The sequence below is a fragment of the Actinoplanes sp. NBRC 101535 genome, assembly GCF_030269225.1.
GTDB lineage: Bacteria > Actinomycetota > Actinomycetes > Mycobacteriales > Micromonosporaceae > Actinoplanes > Actinoplanes rectilineatus.
On record NZ_BSSY01000020.1, the window covers coordinates 108,041 to 129,119 of the forward strand.

Annotated in this window: 20 protein-coding genes and 1 tRNA gene; 8 read left to right on the forward strand and 13 right to left on the reverse strand. The window is 68.9% G+C overall.

The window, feature by feature from the left end; translation table 11 throughout:
• Window positions 1-270: a hypothetical protein gene (locus tag QSK32_RS37820; RefSeq protein ID WP_045742545.1), complete on the forward strand. Its 270-nt coding sequence runs from the start codon at window positions 1-3 to the stop codon at window positions 268-270.
• An 8-nt stretch (window positions 271-278) separates the two neighbouring features.
• On the forward strand, window positions 279-929 hold the full coding sequence (locus QSK32_RS37825; protein WP_045742544.1) for an aminodeoxychorismate/anthranilate synthase component II: 651 nt from the start codon (window positions 279-281) through the stop codon (window positions 927-929).
• A gap of 57 nt (window positions 930-986) precedes the next feature.
• Here the strand turns inward: QSK32_RS37825 and pknB are convergent, their stop codons facing one another.
• The 7 genes from pknB to QSK32_RS37860 all read right to left on the reverse strand — a co-directional run bounded on the left by pknB (window position 987) and on the right by QSK32_RS37860 (window position 9,879).
• On the reverse strand, window positions 987-2,795 hold the full coding sequence (gene pknB, locus QSK32_RS37830) for a Stk1 family PASTA domain-containing Ser/Thr kinase (RefSeq protein WP_045742543.1): 1,809 nt from the start codon (window positions 2,793-2,795) through the stop codon (window positions 987-989).
• On the reverse strand, window positions 2,792-4,132 hold the full coding sequence (locus tag QSK32_RS37835; protein WP_045742542.1) for a serine/threonine-protein kinase: 1,341 nt from the start codon (window positions 4,130-4,132) through the stop codon (window positions 2,792-2,794). The genes pknB and QSK32_RS37835 overlap by 4 nt, the downstream gene beginning before the upstream one ends.
• A 31-nt stretch (window positions 4,133-4,163) precedes the next feature.
• The gene (locus tag QSK32_RS37840) at window positions 4,164-5,654 is read right to left on the reverse strand and encodes a penicillin-binding transpeptidase domain-containing protein (protein ID WP_045742541.1); all 1,491 of its coding nucleotides are present in this window, start codon (window positions 5,652-5,654) and stop codon (window positions 4,164-4,166) included.
• Complete coding sequence (locus QSK32_RS37845) at window positions 5,651-7,117, reverse strand: FtsW/RodA/SpoVE family cell cycle protein (RefSeq protein WP_157411010.1); 1,467 nt, start codon at window positions 7,115-7,117, stop codon at window positions 5,651-5,653. Before QSK32_RS37845 ends, QSK32_RS37840 begins: the two co-directional genes overlap by 4 nt.
• A 76-nt stretch (window positions 7,118-7,193) precedes the next feature.
• Window positions 7,194-8,606, reverse strand: a complete 1,413-nt coding sequence (locus tag QSK32_RS37850; RefSeq protein ID WP_045742539.1) for a PP2C family serine/threonine-protein phosphatase — start codon at window positions 8,604-8,606, stop codon at window positions 7,194-7,196.
• Window positions 8,603-9,085: an FHA domain-containing protein FhaB/FipA gene (locus tag QSK32_RS37855; RefSeq protein WP_045742538.1), complete on the reverse strand. Its 483-nt coding sequence runs from the start codon at window positions 9,083-9,085 to the stop codon at window positions 8,603-8,605. Before QSK32_RS37855 ends, QSK32_RS37850 begins: the two co-directional genes overlap by 4 nt.
• Before the next feature lie 5 nt (window positions 9,086-9,090).
• Entirely contained in the window at window positions 9,091-9,879 is a 789-nt protein-coding gene (locus tag QSK32_RS37860; RefSeq protein ID WP_045742627.1) for an FHA domain-containing protein, read from the reverse strand.
• A 245-nt stretch (window positions 9,880-10,124) separates the two neighbouring features.
• Between QSK32_RS37860 and QSK32_RS37865 the strand changes: the two genes are divergently transcribed.
• The 3 genes from QSK32_RS37865 (at window position 10,125) to QSK32_RS37875 (ending at window position 12,231) form a co-directional block, all read left to right on the forward strand.
• Window positions 10,125-10,207 (forward strand) — tRNA-Leu (locus tag QSK32_RS37865).
• A gap of 510 nt (window positions 10,208-10,717) precedes the next feature.
• Entirely contained in the window at window positions 10,718-11,542 is an 825-nt protein-coding gene (locus QSK32_RS37870; protein ID WP_245673945.1) for a WecB/TagA/CpsF family glycosyltransferase, read from the forward strand.
• A 104-nt stretch (window positions 11,543-11,646) separates the two neighbouring features.
• Window positions 11,647-12,231, forward strand: coding sequence for a hypothetical protein (locus tag QSK32_RS37875; RefSeq protein ID WP_045742536.1), 585 nt, complete (start codon window positions 11,647-11,649; stop codon window positions 12,229-12,231).
• A 168-nt stretch (window positions 12,232-12,399) separates the two neighbouring features.
• Here QSK32_RS37875 and QSK32_RS37880 read toward each other — a convergent pair whose 3' ends face one another.
• Window positions 12,400-12,852 (reverse strand): hypothetical protein, encoded by a 453-nt coding sequence (locus QSK32_RS37880; protein WP_045742535.1) that lies wholly within the window; start codon window positions 12,850-12,852, stop codon window positions 12,400-12,402.
• A gap of 165 nt (window positions 12,853-13,017) precedes the next feature.
• Window positions 13,018-13,251 carry a DUF397 domain-containing protein gene (locus QSK32_RS37885; protein ID WP_285474644.1) on the reverse strand — a complete coding sequence of 78 codons (234 nt, stop codon included), beginning with the start codon at window positions 13,249-13,251 and terminating at the stop codon, window positions 13,018-13,020.
• A gap of 873 nt (window positions 13,252-14,124) precedes the next feature.
• On the opposite strand from QSK32_RS37885, the gene QSK32_RS37890 reads away from it, so the two are divergent.
• On the forward strand, window positions 14,125-14,427 hold the full coding sequence (locus QSK32_RS37890; RefSeq protein WP_045742533.1) for a hypothetical protein: 303 nt from the start codon (window positions 14,125-14,127) through the stop codon (window positions 14,425-14,427).
• Window positions 14,428-14,537: 110 nt separating this feature from the next.
• Here QSK32_RS37890 and QSK32_RS37895 read toward each other — a convergent pair whose 3' ends face one another.
• Window positions 14,538-15,209, reverse strand: coding sequence for a PASTA domain-containing protein (locus QSK32_RS37895; RefSeq protein ID WP_285474645.1), 672 nt, complete (start codon window positions 15,207-15,209; stop codon window positions 14,538-14,540).
• A 236-nt stretch (window positions 15,210-15,445) separates the two neighbouring features.
• On the opposite strand from QSK32_RS37895, the gene QSK32_RS37900 reads away from it, so the two are divergent.
• The gene (locus QSK32_RS37900; RefSeq protein WP_285474646.1) at window positions 15,446-17,047 is read left to right on the forward strand and encodes a Hansenula MRAKII killer toxin-resistant protein 1; all 1,602 of its coding nucleotides are present in this window, start codon (window positions 15,446-15,448) and stop codon (window positions 17,045-17,047) included.
• 57 nt (window positions 17,048-17,104) lie between these two features.
• On the opposite strand, the gene QSK32_RS37905 is transcribed toward QSK32_RS37900, so the two are convergent.
• A complete protein-coding gene (locus QSK32_RS37905) occupies window positions 17,105-18,583 on the reverse strand; it encodes a glutamate-cysteine ligase family protein (protein ID WP_285474647.1) in 1,479 nt (492 codons plus the stop codon).
• Window positions 18,584-18,741: 158 nt separating this feature from the next.
• The gene (locus QSK32_RS37910) at window positions 18,742-19,311 is read right to left on the reverse strand and encodes a YceI family protein (protein ID WP_045742530.1); all 570 of its coding nucleotides are present in this window, start codon (window positions 19,309-19,311) and stop codon (window positions 18,742-18,744) included.
• 183 nt (window positions 19,312-19,494) lie between these two features.
• Between QSK32_RS37910 and QSK32_RS37915 the strand changes: the two genes are divergently transcribed.
• Window positions 19,495-19,911: a MarR family winged helix-turn-helix transcriptional regulator gene (locus QSK32_RS37915; RefSeq protein WP_425394648.1), complete on the forward strand. Its 417-nt coding sequence runs from the start codon at window positions 19,495-19,497 to the stop codon at window positions 19,909-19,911.
• A gap of 1 nt (window position 19,912) precedes the next feature.
• On the opposite strand, the gene QSK32_RS37920 is transcribed toward QSK32_RS37915, so the two are convergent.
• Window positions 19,913-21,070, reverse strand: a complete 1,158-nt coding sequence (locus QSK32_RS37920; RefSeq protein ID WP_045742528.1) for an acyl-CoA dehydrogenase family protein — start codon at window positions 21,068-21,070, stop codon at window positions 19,913-19,915.
• Window positions 21,071-21,079 lie beyond the last annotated feature (9 nt).

Here is a 21,079-nt window from a genome sequence, read left to right on the forward strand (position 1 = left end):
GTGTACGCCTGGATCTGGCGCAAGTTCCCGGGTGGCTTCCGGAGCAAGCTGACCTTCTCGCTGGTGCTGCTCACGGCGGTCGGCTCGCTGCTCTGGTACGTGATCTTCCCGTGGGCGACCCCGCTGCTGCCGTTCGACGACGTCCAGGTCGAGTCCGGCACCGGGCAGGAGGTCGACGGCGGGTCCGACGGCACGATCCCCGGCGAGGAAGCCCCCGACGAGTTGCCCTACAGCGACACCACCAACCACCCTTCGCCCGAGGCAAGCTAGGTGACGACGTGCGCATTCTCGTGATCGACAACTACGACTCGTTCGTCTTCAACCTGGTGCAATACCTGGGTCAGCTCGGCGCGGAGTGCGAGGTGCGGCGCAACGACGAGATCAGCGTCGACGACGTGGCCGGCTTCGGCGCGGCCGGCATCCTGCTCTCGCCGGGCCCCGGTTCCCCCGAGCGTGCCGGGATCATGATGGACGTGATCCGGGCGTACGCGGGAACCGTCCCGATGTTCGGTGTCTGCCTCGGCCACCAGGCGATCGGCGCGGCGTTCGGGGCGACCGTCACCCGGGCGCCCGAACTGCTGCACGGCAAGACCTCCGAGGTCTTCCACCAGGGTGACGGTGTGCTGGCCGGGCTGCCCGAGCCGTTCATCGCGACGCGGTACCACTCGCTGGCCGTCCTGCCCGAGACGTTGCCCGCGCAGATCGAGGTGACCGGGCGGACCGCGTCGGGTGTCGTGATGGCGATGCGGCACCGCGAACTGCCGATCGAGGGTGTGCAGTTCCACCCCGAATCGGTGCTGACCCAGGGCGGGCACACCATGCTGGCGAACTGGCTCGCCTCGTGCGGCCTCCCCACAGCGCTGGAGAAGGCCCCGGCGCTCGCCGCCGAGGTGGAAACACGTCGGCGGTCCGCTTTCGCCTCAGCGTGACGCTGAAAGGGCCGTGACCCCCAGGGGGTCACGGCCCTTCTTCATGCTCGGACGGGCTCAGCCCTCCTGCTCGCCACCACCGGTGCCGTCACCGGGGTCCTCCGACGAGGGCAGGCCACTGCCGCTGCTCGGGTCGACCTCGGGCGTCTCCTCGACCACGCTGATCGTGACCTTGGTGCCCTTCTCGACGTTCTTGCCGGCCCGCTGGCTCTGCGCCACCACGGTGCCGGGTTCGCCGTCGGCCTGAACCAGCTTGACCTCGGCCTCCAGGCCCTTCTGCTCGAGCAGTGCCTCGGCGACCGCCTGCGTCTTGCCCTCCAGCTCGGGGACGCTGACCAGGTTGCCCCGGGAGACCCGCACGGTGACCGTGGTGCCCGGCTCGAACGTCTGGCCGCCCTTGACCTCGTTGCCGTCGACCAGGATCGCGACGACCTGACCCTCCGGCGAGCCGCTGTCCACGTTGCGGATGTTCGACTCGAGACCGGCCGACTTCAGCGCGGCCTCGGCGGCGCTGCCGGTGCCGCCGACCAGCCCCTCGGGGATGGTGGCCACGTCCGGCGCGTTGCAGACCTGCAGGCTGATCGCCTGATCGATCGGGACCGTCACCCCCGCGGTCGGGTCCTGCGTGGCGATCTTGCCCTCGCAGTCCTTCTCCTTGGTCGGGTCGAGCATCGTGACGTTGGTCAGCTTCAGCTCCGTGAGTCTGGCCTTGGCGTCCTTCTCCGACAGCCCCTTCACGTTGGGCACCGTCGCGGTGGGCGTCTGCGCCGTGGTGTCGTTGTCGTTGCCCTTGCTCATCGCCAGAGCCACGCCGAGGACCACCACGACGAGCACGGCCAGACCGGCCAGCACCGCCATCACCATCGAGGACTTGTTGTCCTGGCGGCGCGGCGGCCCCATGGTGGCCTCGATCGGCCGCTGCATGGTGGTGGCGCCCTGCGGCTGCCACCGCTGGGTGGCGGCGCCGCCGCCCATCGCCATCGTCTCGGCCTGGCTCATCACCGGGGTGGCCATCACCGGGCGCCCGGAGACGGCACGCAGTGCGTCGGCGCGCATCTCCTGGGCGCTCTGGTAACGGTTGACCGGGTTCTTCGCCAGCGCCTTCAGGGCGATCGCGTCGATCTCCGGCGGCAGGTCGTGGACGATCGAGCTGGGCGTCCGCGGGTCCTCCCGGACGTGCTGGTACGCCACGCTGACCGGGCTGTCGCCGACGAACGGCGGGTGGCCGATGACCAGTTCGAACAGGACGCAGCCGGCCGCGTACACATCGGAACGCGCGTCGACGGACTCGCCGCGGGCCTGCTCCGGGGAGAGATATTGGGCGGTGCCGATCACGGCGCTGGTCTGCGTCATCGTGGTGGCGCCGCTGGCCAGGGCCCGGGCGATGCCGAAGTCCATCACCTTGACCTGGCCGTTCTGCGTGATCATCACGTTGCCGGGTTTGATGTCCCGGTGGATGATCCCGTGGCGGTGGCTGAACTCCAGCGCCGCACAGATGTCGGCGGTGATCTCCAGGGCGCGGCGTGGCTGCAACCGCTGCTCCTGGGCGAGCAACTCCTTCAAGGTCTCGCCGTTGACGAACTCCATGACGATGAAGGGGACCTTCTCGTTGGTCGACGAGATCTCTTCACCGGTGTCGTAGACGGCGACGATTGCCGGATGGTTCAGGGCTGCCGAATTCTGGGCCTCACGACGGAAGCGTTCCTGGAAAGTGGCGTCACGAGCCAGATCGGACCGCAACATCTTGATCGCCACGTCGCGGCCGAGACGCAGGTCGCGCCCCTTGTGCACCTCGGCCATGCCACCGTAACCGAGCAGCTCGCCGACCTGATACCTGCCACCGAGCAGGCGGGCCTGAGCCGTCATAACGTCTGTCGTCCTTCGTTCGGTCGGATCCAGCCGAACTGGGCATCGGCCTTCATAAGACGGTACGACGCCACCGACACTGGGTCGACGACCACGCCCGAGCGGAGGATAGCCGTAGAGCTGCTGTTATAGCCCAGCGCATTGTCCGCGGCGAAGTTGCCGTTGCCATGTCGTAACAGGAAAGAGATGACCCCGGCGCAGAGCAACACGAGAAGTGCCAGCACAACGGCGAGAACGACAAGGACCTGACGGCCGAACGAATTCTCCGGTTTCGCCGACGGCGCGACCGGCGGCGAGTACCCGTTGGCCGCCGGTCCCGGCTGTGGCCGGTAGGGCGGCGGCATGGGCGGAGGCGGTGAAGAGGGAACGTTGGCCGGCGGGACGGAGGCGGCACCCCGCGCCCCGGAGACCGGGCGGGACACCGCGGCCCGGGCGGCCCCGGACTGCGGGTGCGACGGCGCCGGACTCGCCGGGCCGGGAGTGTGCACCGGCTGCGAGACCGGCGGCTGTATCGAGGTGGTCAGCGACGACGCGGCCTGCCGCGCCACCGTCGCCATCGCCGCGGCGCTCGGCCAGCGGGCCGACGGGTCCTTCGCCATCGCCCGGTCCACGATGGCGCGGACGGCCGGCGGGATGTCACCGGGAAGCGGGCGCGGGGTCTCCCGCACGTGCTTCATGGCGATCTCGATGGGGGTGCTGCCGTCGAACGGCCGGTGCCCGGAGAGGCACTGGTAGGCGACGACGCCGAGCGCGTACACATCGGACGCGGAGGTCGCCACGTCGCCGGCGGCCTGCTCGGGGGAGATGTACGAGGCGGTGCCGAGCACCGCGCCCGCCACGGTGAGCTGGCCGACGAGCGCCGAACGGGCGATGCCGAAGTCCGTGAGGACCAGGGTGCCGTTCGTCCGGACCAGCAGGTTTCCGGGTTTGACGTCGCGATGCACGATGCCGTTGGCATGCGCGGCCTGCAGCGCGTCGGCCGCCTGAGCGACCAGTGCCATGGTCCGCGCGGGCGTCAGCCGGCCGACCCGGCTGAGAGTACGGGAGAGCGCGTCACCTTCCACGTACTCCATTACGAGAAAAGCGATCTGCTGGTCGCTCCCGTAGTCGTAGACATCCACCACACCCGGGTGGTTGATCGTCGCCATGGTCCGGGCCTCGCCACGGAACCGTTCGGCGAAGCCCGGCTCGTCCAGCAGGGCGGGCAGCAGGATCTTGACCGCGACGGTCCGGCCCAGCACGTCGTCCGTGCCGCGCCACACGTCACCCATGCCGCCACCGGCGATCCGCTCCTCCAAGCGGTATCGCCCACCCAGCGTGACACCCGGGCGGATCATCTCAGTCCCCTCCCGAGCTCACGGTGGCCGTTCACTGGGCCGCAGCCTTCATGATCAGTCCGGCGATCCGGGCCGCCTCGGAGCTGGCGCTACCGCCGGGAACGTTCTCCAGCATGACGCACACCGCGGAAACCGCCTCACCCTTGTCGTTGAAGGCGAAGCCGACGAACCAGCCGTGCGGGTCGGCGCCCTCGGCGTTCTGCGCGGTGCCGGTCTTGCCGCCGACCGTCATCCCGCTGATCTGAGCCTTCGTGCCGGTGCCGTTCTCGACGACGCTGACCATCATCTCCTTGAGGCCGTCGGCGACCTTCGAGGAGACGGCGTTGTTCAGGGTCTTCGGCTCGGCGGTGTAGAGCGTCCGCCGGTCCGGGCCGAGCAACTGCTGCACGAGGTACGGCTGCCTGCGGGCACCACCGTTGGCCACCGTGGCGGCGATCATCGCGCCCTGCAGCGGGGTGATCCGGACGTCACGCTGGCCGAGCGAGGACTGCGCCAGAGCGGCGGTGTCGGTGCTGCCGTCCTGGTTGGCGATGTCACCCGTACGGCTGGCGGCGACGGTGAGACCCGCGCCGCTCTCCAGGTCGCCGACCTTGAGGGTGTCGTCCTCGAAACCGAACGCCTTGGCCGCCGCCTTGACCTTGTCCGCGCCGAGCTCGACGCCGAGACGCGCGTAGCCGGTGTTGCAGCTGCGGGTCAGCGCCTCCTTGAGGGTCACCTGGGAGCCGGTGCACACCTCTTCCTCGGAGTTGCGGATGGTGGCGCCGCCCTCGCGGTAGACCGAGCCGGCCTCGATCTCCGACGACGGGCTGTAACCCGCCTCCAGAGCCGCCGCCGAGACGATCACCTTGAACACCGAGCCCGGAGGCAGGTTGTTGGCGACCGCGCGGTTCAGCATCGGCTGGTCTTCGTCCTTGTTCAGCTTCTGGTACGCCGCCGCGGCCGCCTTGGTGTCGTGGCTGACCAGTGCGTTCGGGTCGAAGCTCGGCATCGAGACCAGCGCCTGGATCGCGCCGGTCCGCGGGTCGATCGCGACCGCCGCGCCCTTCGTCGCCCCACGCTCGTTCTTGGTCATCTGTTTCCAGGCGACCTCCTGAGCCTTGGGCTTCAACGAGAGCACGACGTTGCCGCCGTTGGTCTCGTTGCCGGTGAACATGTCGCTGAGCCGGTCCGCGAAGAGTTTGTCGCTCTCCCCGGACAGGAAGTCGTTCTCCGCGCTCTCGATGCCGACCGCGCTCATGTTGACCGGCTTGTAGCCGAGGACCGGCCCGTACATCTCCCCCTCGGGGTAGACGCGCAGGTACTTCAGGCTGTCGTCGGTCGCCGTGTTCTCGGCGAGGGCGACGCCACCGGCCGCTTCGATGATGCCGCGGGGACGTTCGTACTGGGCGACGATGACGCGGGCGTTGCGCCAGTCGGTGCGGTACTCGTCGGCCTTGTAGGCCTGGATCCAGTTGAGGTTGGCGAAGATCAGCCCGAAGAGAACCAGGAGGACCACGCCGGACTTGCGCAGGGGTGCGTTCACGGCTTGATCACCTCCGTCATGGCGCCGTGCAACTGGGTGGGAGCTTTCTTCGGTCCGGCCGGGCGTTCCACTCCGCCGATGCCGCCACCGCTGGTCGCGGGGCCGCGGGCCGCATTCGAGATGCGCATCAGCATCGCGACGAGCAGCCAGTTCGCCATCAGTGACGAACCGCCGGAGGAGAGGAACGGGGTGGTCTGACCGGTCAGCGGGATCAGGCCGGTGATGCCGCCGAGGATGACGAACACCTGCAGGCCGAGGGTGAACGAGAGACCGCCGGCGACCAGCTTGCCGAACGAGTCCCGGACGCCGATCGCCGCGCGCATGCCGCGCACCACGATCAGCAGGTAGCAGACCAGCAGCGCGGAGAGGCCGAAGAGGCCGATCTCCTCACCCAGGCCGGCGAAGATGAAGTCGTTGCGGACCTCGGGGACGAACAGCGGCGAACCGGCGCCCGGCCCGGTGCCGAACAGTCCGCCGGTGCCGAGGCCGAGCAGGCCCTGGACCAGCTGGAAGCTGCCGCCGACCCGGTTGTACTGGTCGTCGTCGAACGGGTTGAGCCAGACGTCCGCCCGGTCGTAGAAGTTCGCGAACGGACCGCCGACCGAGGCGCCGAGCAGGTAGGCCACGTAGACGCCGCCGAAGAACAGCAGCAGACCGATGATCAACCAGCTGGACCGTTCGGTGGCGACGTAGAGGGTCACCACGAACAGGCCGAAGTACAGCAGCGCGGTGCCGAGGTCCTTCTCGAAGACCAGGACCAGGAGGCTGAACAACCACACCGTGATGACCGGACCGAGGTCGCGGCCACGCGGGAAGTCGACGCCGAGGAAGCGCTTGCTGGCCAGCGAGAGCACCTCGCGCTTGCGGACCAGGTAGTACGCGAAGAACGTGACCAGCATGATCTTGGCGAACTCACCCGGCTGGATGGAGAAGCCACCGATCTTGATCCACAGCTTCGCGCCGTTCACCTCGGAGAGGCTGGCGGGGAGCACGGCCGGGATCATCATCAGCACGATGCCGGTGAGGCCGAGCGTGTACGCGTACTTCGAGATGTTCTTGTGGTCACGGACCACCAGGAGCAGACCCGCGGCCAGGATGAGTGAGATCAGCGTCCAGGCCAGCTGCCGACCGCCGGTGCCGGAGAAGATGCCCGGCGGCGGCAGCTTGTCGTTGATCGCGTCGGCGATGTCGATGCGGCGCAGGAACGCCACACCGATGCCGTTGATCAACGCCACCGTGGGGAGCAGCACGGGATCCGCGTACGGAGCCACGATACGCACCACGATGTGCAGGCCGAGGAACAGGATGCTCAGCAACGCGGCCGGCACCCAGAAACTCGACTGGAGCGATTCGTACTTGTTCGCCTCCACGGTCGCGCCGAAGACGGCGACGATGACCATGGCGAACGCCAGCAACCCGAGCTCGGCGTTACGGCGGGTCTTCAATCCCGGGATACGCGACATCTCACCCGTGGAAGCGGGCGTCGGAGCCGGTACGGCGGGCGCGGTCAAGAGTTTTCCCCAGACGTGTAGGCCGTGCTCAGTCGACGGTTCGGCACCCGACCGAATCCTCGGCCGGCGAGTCGGTCTCGGTCGGTTGGACGGCGGTCGGCGAGCTGACCGGCGCGGACGGCGGCGTGGTGACCGCGCCACCGGGCCGGCCACTCGCACCGGCGGCCGGTTTCACCGGAGCTGAAGTGGTGACGGTCGGCGACGCGGTGGGCGCCTCGCAGATCGGCTTCAGGTTCGGGTTCGACGGCTCGTCGGTGGTCAGATCGGCGAGGGTGGTCCGTGCGGCGGCCCGGTTGTCGACCTGGATGCCCTGCTTCACGCGCGCCTGGGCGATCGTGGTCAGGTCGTCCAGGCGGACCTGGCTGGTCTCGCTCACGGTGGACAGGTCCAGACCCGCGACCTGTCCGGGAACACCCTGGAAGATGGCGAGTTGGCCCGCGTCGGTCGCACCCACGTAATACTGGTTCTGGGTGTACTTCCAGCCGGCCCACAGACCGCCGCCGAGCACACCGAGCAGAGCCAGCACCATCACGGTGGTCCGCACCGGGTGACCGGCCGGTTCCGGCTCGCGCTCGAACCCGCCCGCGGCCGGCTCGGGCTGTGCCGCACGCGGCGGTTTCAGCGCGGCGGCACGGGCTGCCGAGGTGGAGCTGTCCGCGACCGTGGTGTTGCCCCGGTCGAGTGATGCCGCCCCGCCCACGATCGGCGCCTGCTCGACGATGTCGGCGTCGGTGGCGTCCGCGATGACAACGGTGATGTTGTCCGGGCCGCCGCCGCGCAGTGCGAGCTGCACCAGCCGTTCGACGCACGCCTTCGGGTCCGGGATCTCCCGCATGGCCTGCCCGATCGTCTCGGCGCTCACCACGCCGGAGAGGCCGTCGCTGCAGATCAGGTAGCGGTCACCCTTGAGCACCTGGCGAACCGAGTACTCCGGGTCGATGTCCCGGCCGTCGAGCGCACGGGTGAGCAGCGACCGCTGCGGGTGGCTGCTCGCCTCCTCAGGGCTGACTCGTCCCTCATCGACCAACATCTGGACGTATGTGTCGTCCTTCGTGATCTGCGAGAACTCACCCTTGCGCAGAAGGTAGGCACGCGAGTCGCCGATGTGGACCATGCCGAACTTGCTGCCCGAGAAGAGGACCGCGGTCAGCGTGGTCCCCATGCCCTCGAGCTGCGGGTTCGCATCGACGGTGTCGCGCAGCTGTTGGTTGGCGGTGCCGACGGCGTGCCGAAGGGCATCGACCATGGCGTCCCCGGGGACGTCGTCGTCGAGTGGCGCCATGGCGGCGATGACGATGTTGGACGCGACGTCACCGGCGGCCATGCCGCCCATCCCGTCCGCGACAGCAAGAAGTCGCGGACCGGCGTAGACGGAGTCCTGGTTGAGGTCTCGGATCAGACCGCGGTCGCTCTGAGCGGCATAGCGCAGGGTCAGGGTCATGGCCGTAACTCGAGAGAAGTGCGCCCGATCCGGATCGGGACGCCAAGGGGGACTGGAGTGGGTCCGGAGACCTTACCGCGATCAAGGTACGTGCCGTTGGTCGAGCCGAGGTCCTCCACGAACCACTGGCCTTCCCGTGGCACCAGCCGGGCGTGGCGGGCGGACGCGAAGTCGTCGGTGATGACGAGCGTCGAATCCTCGGCGCGTCCGATCGTGATCGGAACCTCGCCGAGCGTGATCCGGGTGCCGGCCAACTGACCGGCGGTCACGACCATCTGCCGCGCCGCCTTACCGCGTTTCACCTTCGCCGGCCGGCCTGGCAGCACCGTGCCACCCACCCCCCGAGGGCTGGCGACGATGCTCTTGGACCGGCCACCGGCGAAGAGGTCCCGCCGGATGACCCCGACCACCGTGAACACGAAGATCCACAGAAGGATCAGGAATCCGAAACGGGCGACGGTGAGGACGAATTCGGGCAAGGTCGCTAGCCGTCCACTCGGAAGGTGAGCGTGGTCGTGCCGAGCTGGATCATGTCGCCCGGGTTCAGCGCCACAGCCGACACACGCTGGCCGTTGACCATCGTCCCGTTCGTCGATCCGAGATCGGTCAGCACGACCTGATTGCCGTCGTAGTCCAGACGGGCGTGCCGACGCGAGATGCCGACGTCCGGCAGGCGAAGGTTCGCCTGGTCGCCACGGCCGATCACGGTCGAGCCCATCTGCAGCGGGTAGGTCCGGCCGTCACCGGAGACCAGGCCGACACTGCGCGGGCCACCACCGTGGCCGCCGTGCTGCTGGTATCCACCCTGCTGGTCGTAGGGCGACCCGTAGCCGCCCGCGTCGTAAGCGGGCTGTTGCACCGGGGCGACCTCGCCACCGGTGTACACCTCCGCGGTCACACGGAACATGCCCGTGTCCAGTCCGTCGCCCCGCTCGATCTCCACGATCACATCGCCGTAGACCGTCCAGGCCTGCTCGCCGATGAACTCGGCCTGCGACTGGGCCAGCTCCTGGGCCAGCGCGGCCGCATAGGGCGCCAGACGGCTGTGGTCGTAGGGCGAAAGATCGATCACATAGCGGTTGGGCACGAGGGTGCGGCCACCGGCAAGGATGGCCTTGTGTGCCTCGGCCTCCCGCTGCATGGCATTCAGGATCTCCACAGGGTGCACGACACCCTTGAACACCTTCGCGAAGGCCCCCTCGACCAGGCCTTCCAATCGCTTCTCAAAGCGCTGCAGCACGCTCACCGGCTCCTCCTCGGGTTCCGAGGACATGATGGTATCCGGCCGCCGCTTGCGCATCTGTAGCCCAAGAGCACCCGGCACTTCTGACCCTCGTATGACCACCTCCGACGCCGTGCTACTGTTTCGGCGTCGCCAGGCGATATCAAAATCGCTTAGTGACGAGCGACAGCGTAGTCTGTCGCTCGCAGTAACCAGAAGCAGGCTAGACCGGATCACACCGGACCCGCTTACTTCGGGCCACGAGGTCAGTTATACGATCTCAGGGCAAGTCACATGGGGATGTGGCGGAATGGCAGACGCGCACGGTTCAGGTCCGTGTGTCCGAAAGGACGTGGGGGTTCAACTCCCCCCATCCCCACGATTCGACATCGGGGCTCCTTGTTCGCGGAAAGCGCGAACCTGGGGCCTCTCGTCGTTTTCCTGCCTGGGGCCGAGCCCCCAGACCCCCGCGTTGCGATGGTCACCCTGGAAAGTGCCGGGTCGGCCCGGTTGGTGGCTCGTCTCGGCTTCGGCTTCGCCCTTGACTTGTTCTCGACTTCTTCTTGCGGTCGTCGTGGTCCTTCTTCTCAGTGATTTTGAACGACGACACGCGCGGGGCTGGGTTTCCGGCACAGTGGGGCGAATCTCGTTCAAACGGGTCACAGCGGGGTTTTCGGGCTGGTAAGTGCGGCGCACGTCACCCTCGGTCTCCGGGGTTCCGGGCGCGCCACCCTCTCCAGGGATTGCCCGCACAGCGGTCGTCGGGGACGGTGGGGGCAGGAACCGGGCGGAACCGTCATGTGGTCCGTGGTCGACCATGGGGTATCCGGGGAGGTGGCGTTATGCTCGCCGCTCACTGTTCTTCATGGCTAGGGCTGGAGTGTCGTCCGTGACCGTCACACCTACCGGAACCGTTCGGGGCAAGCAGAACGTGCTCGGCGTGCTCGTCGACGCTACGGACTACGCGACGGCAACGGCACAGATCATCGAGGCGGCCCGCGAGCAGCGCCCGTTCGCCGTCACCGCGCTGGCCGTGCACGGCGTGATGACCGGCGTGCAGGATCCGGCGCACAACGCCCGGCTCAACTCGTTCGACCTCGTCACCCCGGACGGCCAGCCGGTCCGGTGGGCGCTCAACCTGCTGCACGGCGCCGGCCTCACCGACCGGGTCTACGGCCCGCAGCTGACCCTCCAGGTGGTCGAGCAGGCCGCCGCCGAGGGGCTGCCCGTCTACCTCTACGGGTCGACCCAGCCGGTCCTCGACAAGCTCGTCCCGGCGCTGATCGCGATGTTCCCGGCCCTGAAGATCGCCGGGGTGGAGGCGTCGAAGTTCCGCTCCTCGCAGCCCGGCGAGCCGGAACAGATCGCCGAGCGGATCAAGGACTCCGGTGCGCGCATCGTCCTGGTCGGGCTCGGCTGCCCGCGCCAGGAGATCTTCACGTACGCGATGCGCCCGCACCTCGACATGCCTCTGCTCGCCGTCGGCGCCGCCTTCGACTACCACGCCGGCCTGCTGAAGAACCCGCCCGCGTGGATGCAGAGGTTCGCGCTCGAGTGGCTCTGGCGTCTCGGCCTGGAGCCCAAGCGGCTCTGGAAGCGTTACGTGCTGCTGAACCCGGCCTACCTCAGCCGGCTCTTCGCGCAGAAGCTCGGACTGTGGAAGGCGGCCCCGCCGGCCCCCGCCACCGTTCCGGTCCACGATTTCGCGGTCTGACCTGCGGCGGCCTTCGGCAGGGGTGGGTCGCCACCACCCCTACGGGTCGGCGTTCCGGGCATAACCCGGTTTCGAATCGACCACAATCGGTGAACGCTGATCCTGTGGACACCGCAGTGGACGTCATCCTGATCGGCACCCTCGCCGCGATCTGGCTCAGCGCCGGGCTCCTCGTCGACGGTCTGCCGACCGCCGGCACCGCAGGTCAGCTCCGTCGCCGGGCCCGGCTCCTGACCGCCCTGGTGGTTGCGGGCGCCGTGGTGTTCGTCGCGCTCCCGTTCATCGTCGAGGCGGTGCCCGGGGTGTCGGCCGCTCCGGCGGCCGCGCTGTTCCCGGCCGTACCGGCTCTGATCGTCCTCACCGCGACCCTGCGCCGTCTCTCCCGGGTCCGGCAGGGAGCGGGTGCGTTCGCGACCGCTCCGCTCGTTCCGGTGCCGCCGGGGCTGCGCGCCGCAGCCGCGCATCCGCTGGTGACGGCACCGCTGCAGGTGACCGGGGTGGCCGCGCTGGTGGGCCTGCCGATCGCCGCGGGTGTGGTGTCGCTGCCGGGTTCCGGGGTCGCCGGTGTGGCGATCACCGTGGTCGCGGTCGCTGTGGCGGTGATCGGGCTGCGGGCGGGGCTGCGGCACAGCCGCCTGGCTCTGTTGTCCGGTCTCGCTCCGCTCGGCGGGGGATCGCGCCCGTTCTGATGATCCCGGGCCGCCGAGAAGCGGCTCCCCAAGATCATCGAACCGTGATCCCGACCAGGCTGAACCAGCGACGATGAAGGAAGTGGTCCGGCTTTGTTCGGAGACGGAGACGGCCGGCTGCGGCCGTCTGTCGACGGGCCGGCCGGCCGGAGCACGCCGCCACGTGCGTCAGAACTTCTTGGCCTCCTGGGTGTAGATCAGCTCCAAGATGGAGCGTGCCGCCTCGAACCACCGGTCGAACCAGTCGGACTGCGGCAGCGTGCCGCGCGGCGGCAGCTCCTGGAGCAGCCCGCGCAGCAGCGGATGGTCCGCCATCGACTGGCTCGGCGAGCTTTCCCAGCTGCTCGACGAGAAGACCGGTTCGGTCAGGCCCTGAAGATCCAGGGAGGGCAGTTTGGCCGCCCGGTCGAGCGCGCTCGTCGGCTCGAGGCTGTGGGAGGGCGAGTGCGTGCGCCCGGGCATCCGGGTCGGCAGCCCGGAGCTGCCGCGGGAGAGTAGTTCGCCGTCGCTGTCCGGGGACAGGGCGTCCCGCCGACTCTGCCGGTACGCGCTGACGCCCCCGCTGAATCGGTCCTGCGCCGTCGACGAACCATTGCTGAGGTTGTCGGAGCCAATCGTCATCTTTATGCCTTGCCTCGTTCGGAAGTCCATTCCGGCCCGTCGCGCGGTCCGGCCCGCGCTCATGAGCCGTTCAACGAGGGGAGTCGCACTCAGCGACGGCAAAATCGGGCAAATGGCCACAGTAGGTTCAAACCCTCGGCCATGCGCACCGGGCTGACATGCAGGTCAGAGGTCGAACTCGCCGTCCTTGGCACCGCCGACGAAGGCGTCCCACTCTGCGGCCGTGAAGATCAGCGCGGGGCCGGCCGGGTTGCGGGAGTCCCGGACCGCGATGGCCTCGTCGACGAAGGCCACCTCGACACGGTTGGCGGCCGATCCCCCCTGGGTGCTCGCGAGCCACTCGGCCCGGCTCAGGTCGAGCCGGAACCCCTTGGTCTTGATCTCGGTTTTGGTGTCCACCATGGCTCCTCTGCCAAGTGTGATCTCGGCGGTGGCCCCGTTCCGGGGACCGGCTCCGCATGCGACTCGCCCGTCGGTGACATGTCGTCGCCGGCTTGCCGGGGCCTGCCGGCCCATCGAGCATCGCCCAGAGATCGATTGGATCGTCCTGAATCAGTAACGACTGTGACCCCGCCGGGTCGCGGAGCGGTCACGCGATTCTGCGAACGGGGTCGTCCCATCGGATGGTTCCGATGAGACCGATGGCCACCTCAGCGATTACCGCCGGATCCACTGCATTGATCTTCAAACCGCCATAACCACTGCTCAAGGGTGCGAATGACGCGTTCACCATCCGATGCCGAACGGGATTTAGGGACGTTTTACGGGTCCTCCTGCAGGTAGAAAAGCAATTGTCCAAAATGCCGAGTCGATGGATGTTTGTGACGCGACACGGCGGGATATCTTGACCGGCGGACAACCCGTCCGCCCACCGTGAGCACCACACCTCACGGACAGCTCCGCCGGTCCGAACGTGATCGTCAGGCCACAGTGGATGATCACGGAGGATCACGGATGGCGTACATGCAACTTGCATCGACAAGACTGGTGGTGCAATCTTTGCGTATGGCTTGCATCACTTAACGTTCTTGGGAGATGCGGACAAGCCAGACGTAACACCACACAACAACGTCCAAAACGGGGCGCTGAGCCACCGCGGGTCCACCATGGACCAATGCACCGATCTTGGTGAAGCGGTCGGCAACGGTGACTTTCCGCAACCGTCTCCCATGGTTCCCCCATAGGAGTCTTGCCAAGGTGCGATAACCGGTCAGACTGGTGCATCCGTGCCTTATTCAGTCCACCCACACGAGTCTCAGGGCAGGAGATGACGTGGTTCTTCCTCGGTCCGGCGATGTCATCCACGTGACGAAGGCCGCGAGCGTCCAATTCGCATCACCGATGCTCTTCCGGGTCATCCGGGTCCATGACTGGCCGACGTACGAGGGCTGGGTCTGGCTCGACGGCTACGAGCTGAACTCGGCCGGCGACGCCGTGGAACGCCGCTCCATCTTCGTGCAGGTCAACGGCTTGCGCCCGGTCGGCAAGGCCCCCGATCCGCGGGCCCGCAACGGTCGACAGCCCGCGGCGCGTCCCGGCGTGGCCCCGTCCCGCCCGGTTCGCGCCCACCGCTGACCCACCCCGCGTCCAGCGACCCGGCCATGATCTCGGCGGACAGGATCAGGCCCGGTCACGACGCTCACTATCGACTGAGCCACCCGACGCACCCGGATGCGGTCCCGGGCTCAGCCGGCGGGGCTCGGGGACGACGCGGCCGAGGCTGTCGGTGCGGTGGTCGGCTCGGACGTCTGCTCGGACGCGACGACGAGCGTGACGCGGGTGTCCGACGGGACCTGCCGGCCTTCCGCCGGATCACTGTCGATCACGGTGCCCGGTTCGGCGTCGCTCGGGATCCGGATGACCCGGTTGCGGAGTCCGGTGCGGTCCAGCGCGGCCTGCGCGTCGGCCAGCGGCATCCCGCGCAGCGCCGGCACCGTGACCTCGGTGCTCGCCGGTTCGGTCGTCGGGGTAGTGGTGATCTGCGGGGCCGGCGTGGACACGGTGCCCGTCGGATCGGTCTCGGCACCGTCACCGGTCGTCGTGGTCGCCAGTGTCGGGGTCGGTGACGGGCTCTCGGTGCCACCGCCCGCGTTCTGCACGATCAGGACGACGCCCACCACGAGCAGTCCGAGCAGCAGCAGTGCCAGGGTGCCGACGGCAATCGGCGCCCACCAGCGGCCGGACGGCTCGGACGGCAGGGTGTCGGCCCAGTCCGGCTCGGTGTCGTAGTCGGCGGTGCCGGGCCGTGGCGGTCGCACTCCGGCCCGTCCGGTCCAGACACGTTGATCGGCGTCATCCGATCGGGGACCACCGGACGGCTGATTCCGGTCCACCGCGGTGGCGTCCGCATCGTTCACGGGGGACATGGGCCGCGTTTCGTCGCGACCCGGCTCGCGCTCGTCGGACATCCCCGCTCCCTCTCGTCGGCCGTCGCAACCCGTAACCCGACTGATCTCTGATATCCGACATGGGACGAATCCCCACGTGCGGGCAGCGATGACACCCGTCAACGTATCGAATCTTGCCGCCACACGGTGTCACCCCGGCAAACGTCGGTTCGCAGACATCGGCCGGGGCCAGTACAGTGCCCGGCATGGCCGAGAAGGGCTGGACAACACAGGCGGCCACGGCCGCTGGGATATCCGCCGGAGCCGGCACCGCCCAGCTGGGTCTGGGTTACGGCTTGGGCGTGATCGCATGGCCGATGACCCCGGCCGCCGCCGAGAGCGTGTGGCTGGGCAGTCTCGGCTGGGCGACATGGATCACAGCAAGCGCAACGATGCTCGGCGCGGTGATCGCCGGGCGACTACGCACGGAGCAGGGCGGCCGGTGGCGTGGCTTCCGGCGGTTCAGTCTCGCCGCGGCAGCCGCGCTGGGCGCTCTGGTGTCGGTCGCCCTGGTGGCGCTGCCGGCCCGGTCGGCGGTTCACCCGGGCACGCTCTCCCCGCAGCTGGTGGCCAGTGGCTACGCGGTCGCCGGACTGATCGCCGGGCTGATCATCGCGTTCTGGGCGGTCTCCTCGAGCCCGGTCGCGGCGAACCTGATCGGCACTGCCGCGTGGCTGTGGGCACTCGCCGTCGCGGGGGTGGCCGTCGAGCTCGCCAGTGGACGTGACCTGGCCACCTATCTGACGAGCTGGCAGTTCGCCGAGTCGATCGACCCGGTGCGCTACGGCGGGATCTACTGGCCGAGCGCGCTGCTGACCCTGGTCGCGGCGTTCGGCATCGGTCTGGTCGCGTCCTGGCCGGCGGCCCGCCGGGGCAATCTGGGGCTGAGCAACGCGATCTCGGGTGCGGTCGGCCCGTTGCTCGTCGCGTTCTCGTTCCTGATCCTGGCGCCGCAGCTGACCGAGGCGCTGGGCCCGCTGCAGTCGGCCTATCTGATCGCGCCGTACGCCGTTCTCGCCGGGCTCGGTGGTTCGGCGGTGACGGTGACGCTCACCCGCCGGCGCGACGTCCGGTCGGGCCTGCGCAGCGAGCCGGCGGCTCCCGGTCCCACGGCTCCGGCACTGCCCCCGGCGCCCGAACCGGTGCCGCCCGCCCCGGCGGCTCCGGCCCCCGCGCCCCGGGCCCGGGGCCGTAAGGCCGCGGCGGCGGAGTCCGCTGTTCCCGCCGAGAAGCCGACGGTCGAGAGGCCGGTCACGGAGAAGCCCCCGGCCGAGACGCCGGCCACCGAGAATCCCGCTCCGGCGAAACCGGCCGACGGGAAGCCCGGCAAGGGTGGCGCCTCCGGCGTGGCGGAGGACGAGTCCACCAGCGAGTGGCTGCGCAGCCTCAAGAACGAGCCCGGCAACCTCAAGGAGGGGCCGAGCCCGCTGCTGGGGCTGAAAGAGGAACCCGCGAAGGAAGCGTCGCCGAAGCCTCTCCGCGGACTCTTCTCCCGCAAAACGGCCACATCGGACTCCGCACCGAAGACACCGATCCCGACGAACGCCCCGCCGCAGGCGCCCGCGCCGGTCAATCCGCCGCCGGCCCCGCGACCCGCTCCGGCCAAGGCGACCCCGGCACGAATGGGAAACGTCACGGCACCTACCGATAAGAACGACAAATCCGACAAGGTCGGTGACCCGGAGATCGCCGCGGCCGCGCGGAAGTCCTCCGGATCGAAACGGCCTCCGCCCCGCAAGAGCGGCACCATCACGCCGCCGCCGGCCAACCCGGCCGTGGCCCGGATCAACCCGAAGAACGGCACCTGACCGCCGACCGGAGAAGACGGCAGCTCAACGAGACCGGTCGCACACCTGGCCGGCGATTCAGTGCACCGGCCAGGTGTGCACCGGCTCGTTCGCCCGCTGCAACTCGAGATAGCGCTGGGTCATCTCGCGCAGCGCCGCGTCCCGGTCCAGACCGTGCTCCCGTTCGGCCCGGCGGACCGTCTGGGTCTGCCAGGAGGCGCCGTTGCGACGGGTCCGGCACCGCTCCCCGATGATGCCGAGCAGCCGGTCGCGGTGGACCGGGTGCACGCCGTACCGGTCCAGACCGGCATACGCCTTCGGCAACAGCGTTCCCAGCACCAGATCCACCACCGGCACGTTCTCCGAGCCGGGCCAGCGTACGCATGCATCGATGCCGTCCCGCGCACCCCGCTGGAAGTTCGCCGCGGCCGCACTGAACGGAAGATCCGCCCAGACCGGGCGGTCGTCCTCGGCCAGCTCGCGCACCAGCCCGAAGTAGAACGCCGCGTTGGCGAGCAGGTCGACGACGGTCGGCCCGGAGGGCAGCACCCGGTTCTCCACGCGCAGGTGCGGGCGCCCGTTCATCACGTCGTAGACCGGCCGGTTCCAGCGGTAGACCGTGCCGTTGTGCAGCCGTAGCTCGGGGAGTTGCGGTACCCCGCCGGACGCGACCACCGCCTCCGGGTCCTCGCCACTGATCTCGGGGAGCAGCGGCGGGAAGAAGCGGACGTTCTCCGCGTACAGGTCGAGGACCGAGGTGATCCACGCGTCGCCGAACCAGACGCGCGGGCGTACCCCCTGGGCTTTGAATTCATCGGGGCGCGCGTCGGTGGCCTGCTCGAAGAAGGCGATCCGGGTCTCCGCCCAGAGCCGGCGGCGGTGCAGGAACGGCGAGTTGGCGCCGAGGGCGACCTGCACGCCGGCGACGGCCTGGGAGGCGTTCCAGTACCGCGCGAAGTCCGCCGGCGCGACCTGGAGGTGGAACTGCACGCTGGTGCAGGCGGCTTCCGGGGCGATCGAGTCGCTGCTGATCCGGAGCCGTTCGGCACCCTGGATGTCGACGTGGAAGTCGTCGCCGCGGGCGCCGACGATCTCGGTGTTCAGCGCCTGGAACCGGTCGTTGATCGAAAGGTTGTCCAGGACCAGGTGCCCGGGGACCAGGGTGGGGAGCATGCCGACCAGGGCCAGCCGGGTCTCGGTCTTGCGGGTGCATTCGGCGGCGCCCCGCAGAGCGTCCAGAATGTCCTCTTCGTAGTCACCCAGGCCGGCACCGGCGATCAGCCGTGGCGGCACGTTGAGCTCGATGTTGAACTTGCCCAGTTCCGACTGGAACCGGTCGTCGCCCAGCTCGGCCAGCACTTCGGCGTTGCGCATGGCCGGCTCGGCGTCCGCGTCGACCAGGTTGATCTCGATCTCCAGGCCGGTCATCGGCTCGTCCCCGTCGAACCGCCCGTCGTCGAGCATGCGTTCCAGCACGCCGAGACATCGACGGACTTTGTTGCGGAACCGCACGCGGTCCTGTGCTGAGAAAACGGCGCCCACCAGGTCTTTACCCATGTGCACTCCCGCGACGGCCGGGGACGAATCGGACGTCGATCACCACTCTGTGAGCGAACGCTTGCGCTCGGTTCACCTTGCCACCTCGCGTGGGGGATCGCCAGCACAACGAGGCGCCGCCCGAACCGGGCGACGCCTCGTGGGAGATCTCGTGGGGATCAGGCCTGGAGGATGGCCTCGCCCTCGATCTCAATCTTGATCTTGTTGCCGATGAGCACGCCACCGGTCTCCAGGGCCATGTTGTAGGTCAGGCCCCAGTCGGTGCGGTCGATCTCGGTGTGCGCGCTGAAGCCGAAGACGTGCTGGCCGTAGGGGCTGGTGGCAGCGCCCTCGAACTCGACGACCAGCTCGACCGGGCGGGTCACGTCCTTGATGGTGAGCTCACCGTCGAGGACGAACTCGGCACCCGAGTGGGACTTCACGCCGGTGCTGCGGAACTCGAGGGTCGGGAACTTCTCCGCCTCGAGGAAGTCGCCGGTGCGCAGGTGGTTGTCACGGTCGACCACGCCGGTCTCGATGCTGGCGGCCTTGATCGAGGCGCTGACCGAGGAGTCCAGCGGGTTCTCGCCCACGACGATGGTGGCGCTCGCCTCGGCGAACTGGCCACGGATCTTGCTGACCATGAGGTGTTTCACCACGAAGCCGACGCGCTTGTGAGCGGCGTCCAGCTCGTAGGTGCCGGCGGCCGGGATCTGCAGTCCCTCGAACTCACGCGTGCTGACGGTCATGGTGATGCCTCTTCTCCAGGGGAACGCCGCGGATGCTTGTGTGACGGAGCAACTATATGCTCGGCAATAGTTGCTCTGTCAAGTGCCTGCTAGGGTTACCGGGTGAACACAGATCGGGAGGACCTCCTCGACGACCCACGCCTGACCGCGGTCGGACTGCTCGCCGAGGCATACACCGGATTGATGAACCGGCTCGCCGCCCAGTTCGACGAGCACCGGCTCTCGCAGGTCGAGTTCGAGGTGCTGATGCGACTGGCCCGCTCACCGGGCAAACGCCTGCGCATGACCGACCTCGCCGGCCAGACCACGCTCTCCACCAGCGGCGTCACCCGCGTCGTCGACCGGATGGAGCGCAGCGGCCTGGTCTGCCGCGAGGCCTGCCCGAGCGACCGGCGCAGCTCCTACGCGGTGATCACCGAAGCCGGTTCGCAGCGCATCGCCGAGGTCCTGCCGGGGCACCTCGAGCTGCTGCAGAAGTGGTATGTCGGAATGCTCCCGACGGACCAGCTCACCCAGTTGCTCGACTCCCTGCGCACCATCCGCGACGCGGTGAACCCGTGCGCCGCGGCGGGCAGCGCGGAGACGGCCCAGCCCGCTTGATCTAGAGACCCAACCCCCGGGCGATCAGCATGCGCTGCACCTCGGACGTCCCCTCACCGACTTCGAGGATCTTGGCGTCTCGGTAGAACCGGCCCACCGCGGACTCGTTCATGAAGCCGTACCCGCCGTGGACCTGCGTGGCGTACCGGCTGTTCTCCATCGCGGCGTTGCTGGCGTTGAGTTTGGCGATCGCCGCATAACGCTTGAAGTCGTCGCCATCGAGCAGCCGGGCGGCCGCGTCGTAGTAGCCGAGCCGGGCCACGTGCGCGCGCAGTTCCATGTCCGCGATCAGGAACTGCACCGCCTGGTGGTCGCCGATCGGCCGGCCGAACGCGGTGCGCTGCTTGGCGTACGCGACCGACTCGTCCACGCAGCCCTGGGCGAGACCGACGGAGAGGGCTGCGATCGCGATCCGCCCCTCGTCGAGGATCCGCAGGAACTGGGCCAGACCACGGCCCCGTTCGCCGAGCAGGAACGCCTGCGGCACCCGGACGTCGTCGAACGACAGCTCGTGGGTGTCCGACGCGCACCAGCCGACCTTCGAATAGCCGGGGGCGACGGTGAAGCCGGGTGTCCCGGACGGCACCACGATCGTCGACAGTTCCTTGCTGCCGTCCGCGTTGCGGCCGGTCACCGCCATGACCGTGACCAGACAGGTGATGTCGGTACCGGAGTTGGTGATGAACGCCTTGGTCCCGTTGATCACCCATTCGCCGGTGTCCTCGTCGAGGACCGCGCGCGTGGTGGTGCCCGCCGCGTCCGACCCGCAGCCCGGCTCGGTCAACCCGAATGCGGCCAGGGCCTCGCCGCTGGTCAGCCGGGGGAGCCAGCGCTGCTTCTGGTCGGCGGTGCCGTACCGGAAGATCGGCATGGCGCCCAGCGACACGGCGGCCTCCAGGGTCACCGCCACCGAACTGTCCACCCTGGCCAGTTCCTCCAGCGCCAGGCAGAGCGCGAAGTAGTCGCCGCCCATCCCGCCGAACTCCTCCGGGAACGGCAGCCCGAAGAGGCCCATCTTGCCCATCTGGCGCACGATCTCGTACGGGAACGTCCGGTTCTCGTAGTGATCGGCGATGACCGGGGCGACCTGCTCACGCGCGAACTCCCGGACACTCGCGCGCAACTCCTCGTGCTCGTCGGCGAGCCGGAAGTCGACCATGACCTGTGC

Bases quoted from the DNA above. Each gene is read 5' to 3' on its own strand.
- pknB (WP_045742543.1), bottom strand. From the start codon at position 2,795: ATGACGGCTCAGGCCCGCCTGCTCGGTGGCAGGTATCAGGTCGGCGAG.
- QSK32_RS37835 (WP_045742542.1), bottom strand. From the start codon at position 4,132: ATGATCCGCCCGGGTGTCACGCTGGGTGGGCGATACCGCTTGGAGGAG.
- QSK32_RS37845 (WP_157411010.1), bottom strand. From the start codon at position 7,117: ATGTCGCGTATCCCGGGATTGAAGACCCGCCGTAACGCCGAGCTCGGG.
- QSK32_RS37850 (WP_045742539.1), bottom strand. From the start codon at position 8,606: ATGACCCTGACCCTGCGCTATGCCGCTCAGAGCGACCGCGGTCTGATC.
- QSK32_RS37860 (WP_045742627.1), bottom strand. From the start codon at position 9,879: ATGTCCTCGGAACCCGAGGAGGAGCCGGTGAGCGTGCTGCAGCGCTTT.
- QSK32_RS37880 (WP_045742535.1), bottom strand. From the start codon at position 12,852: ATGACGATTGGCTCCGACAACCTCAGCAATGGTTCGTCGACGGCGCAG.
- QSK32_RS37900 (WP_285474646.1), top strand. From the start codon at position 15,446: ATGGCCGAGAAGGGCTGGACAACACAGGCGGCCACGGCCGCTGGGATA.
- QSK32_RS37905 (WP_285474647.1), bottom strand. From the start codon at position 18,583: ATGGGTAAAGACCTGGTGGGCGCCGTTTTCTCAGCACAGGACCGCGTG.
- QSK32_RS37910 (WP_045742530.1), bottom strand. From the start codon at position 19,311: ATGACCGTCAGCACGCGTGAGTTCGAGGGACTGCAGATCCCGGCCGCC.
- QSK32_RS37915 (WP_425394648.1), top strand. From the start codon at position 19,495: ATGAACCGGCTCGCCGCCCAGTTCGACGAGCACCGGCTCTCGCAGGTC.
- QSK32_RS37920 (WP_045742528.1), bottom strand. From the start codon at position 21,070: ATGGTCGACTTCCGGCTCGCCGACGAGCACGAGGAGTTGCGCGCGAGT.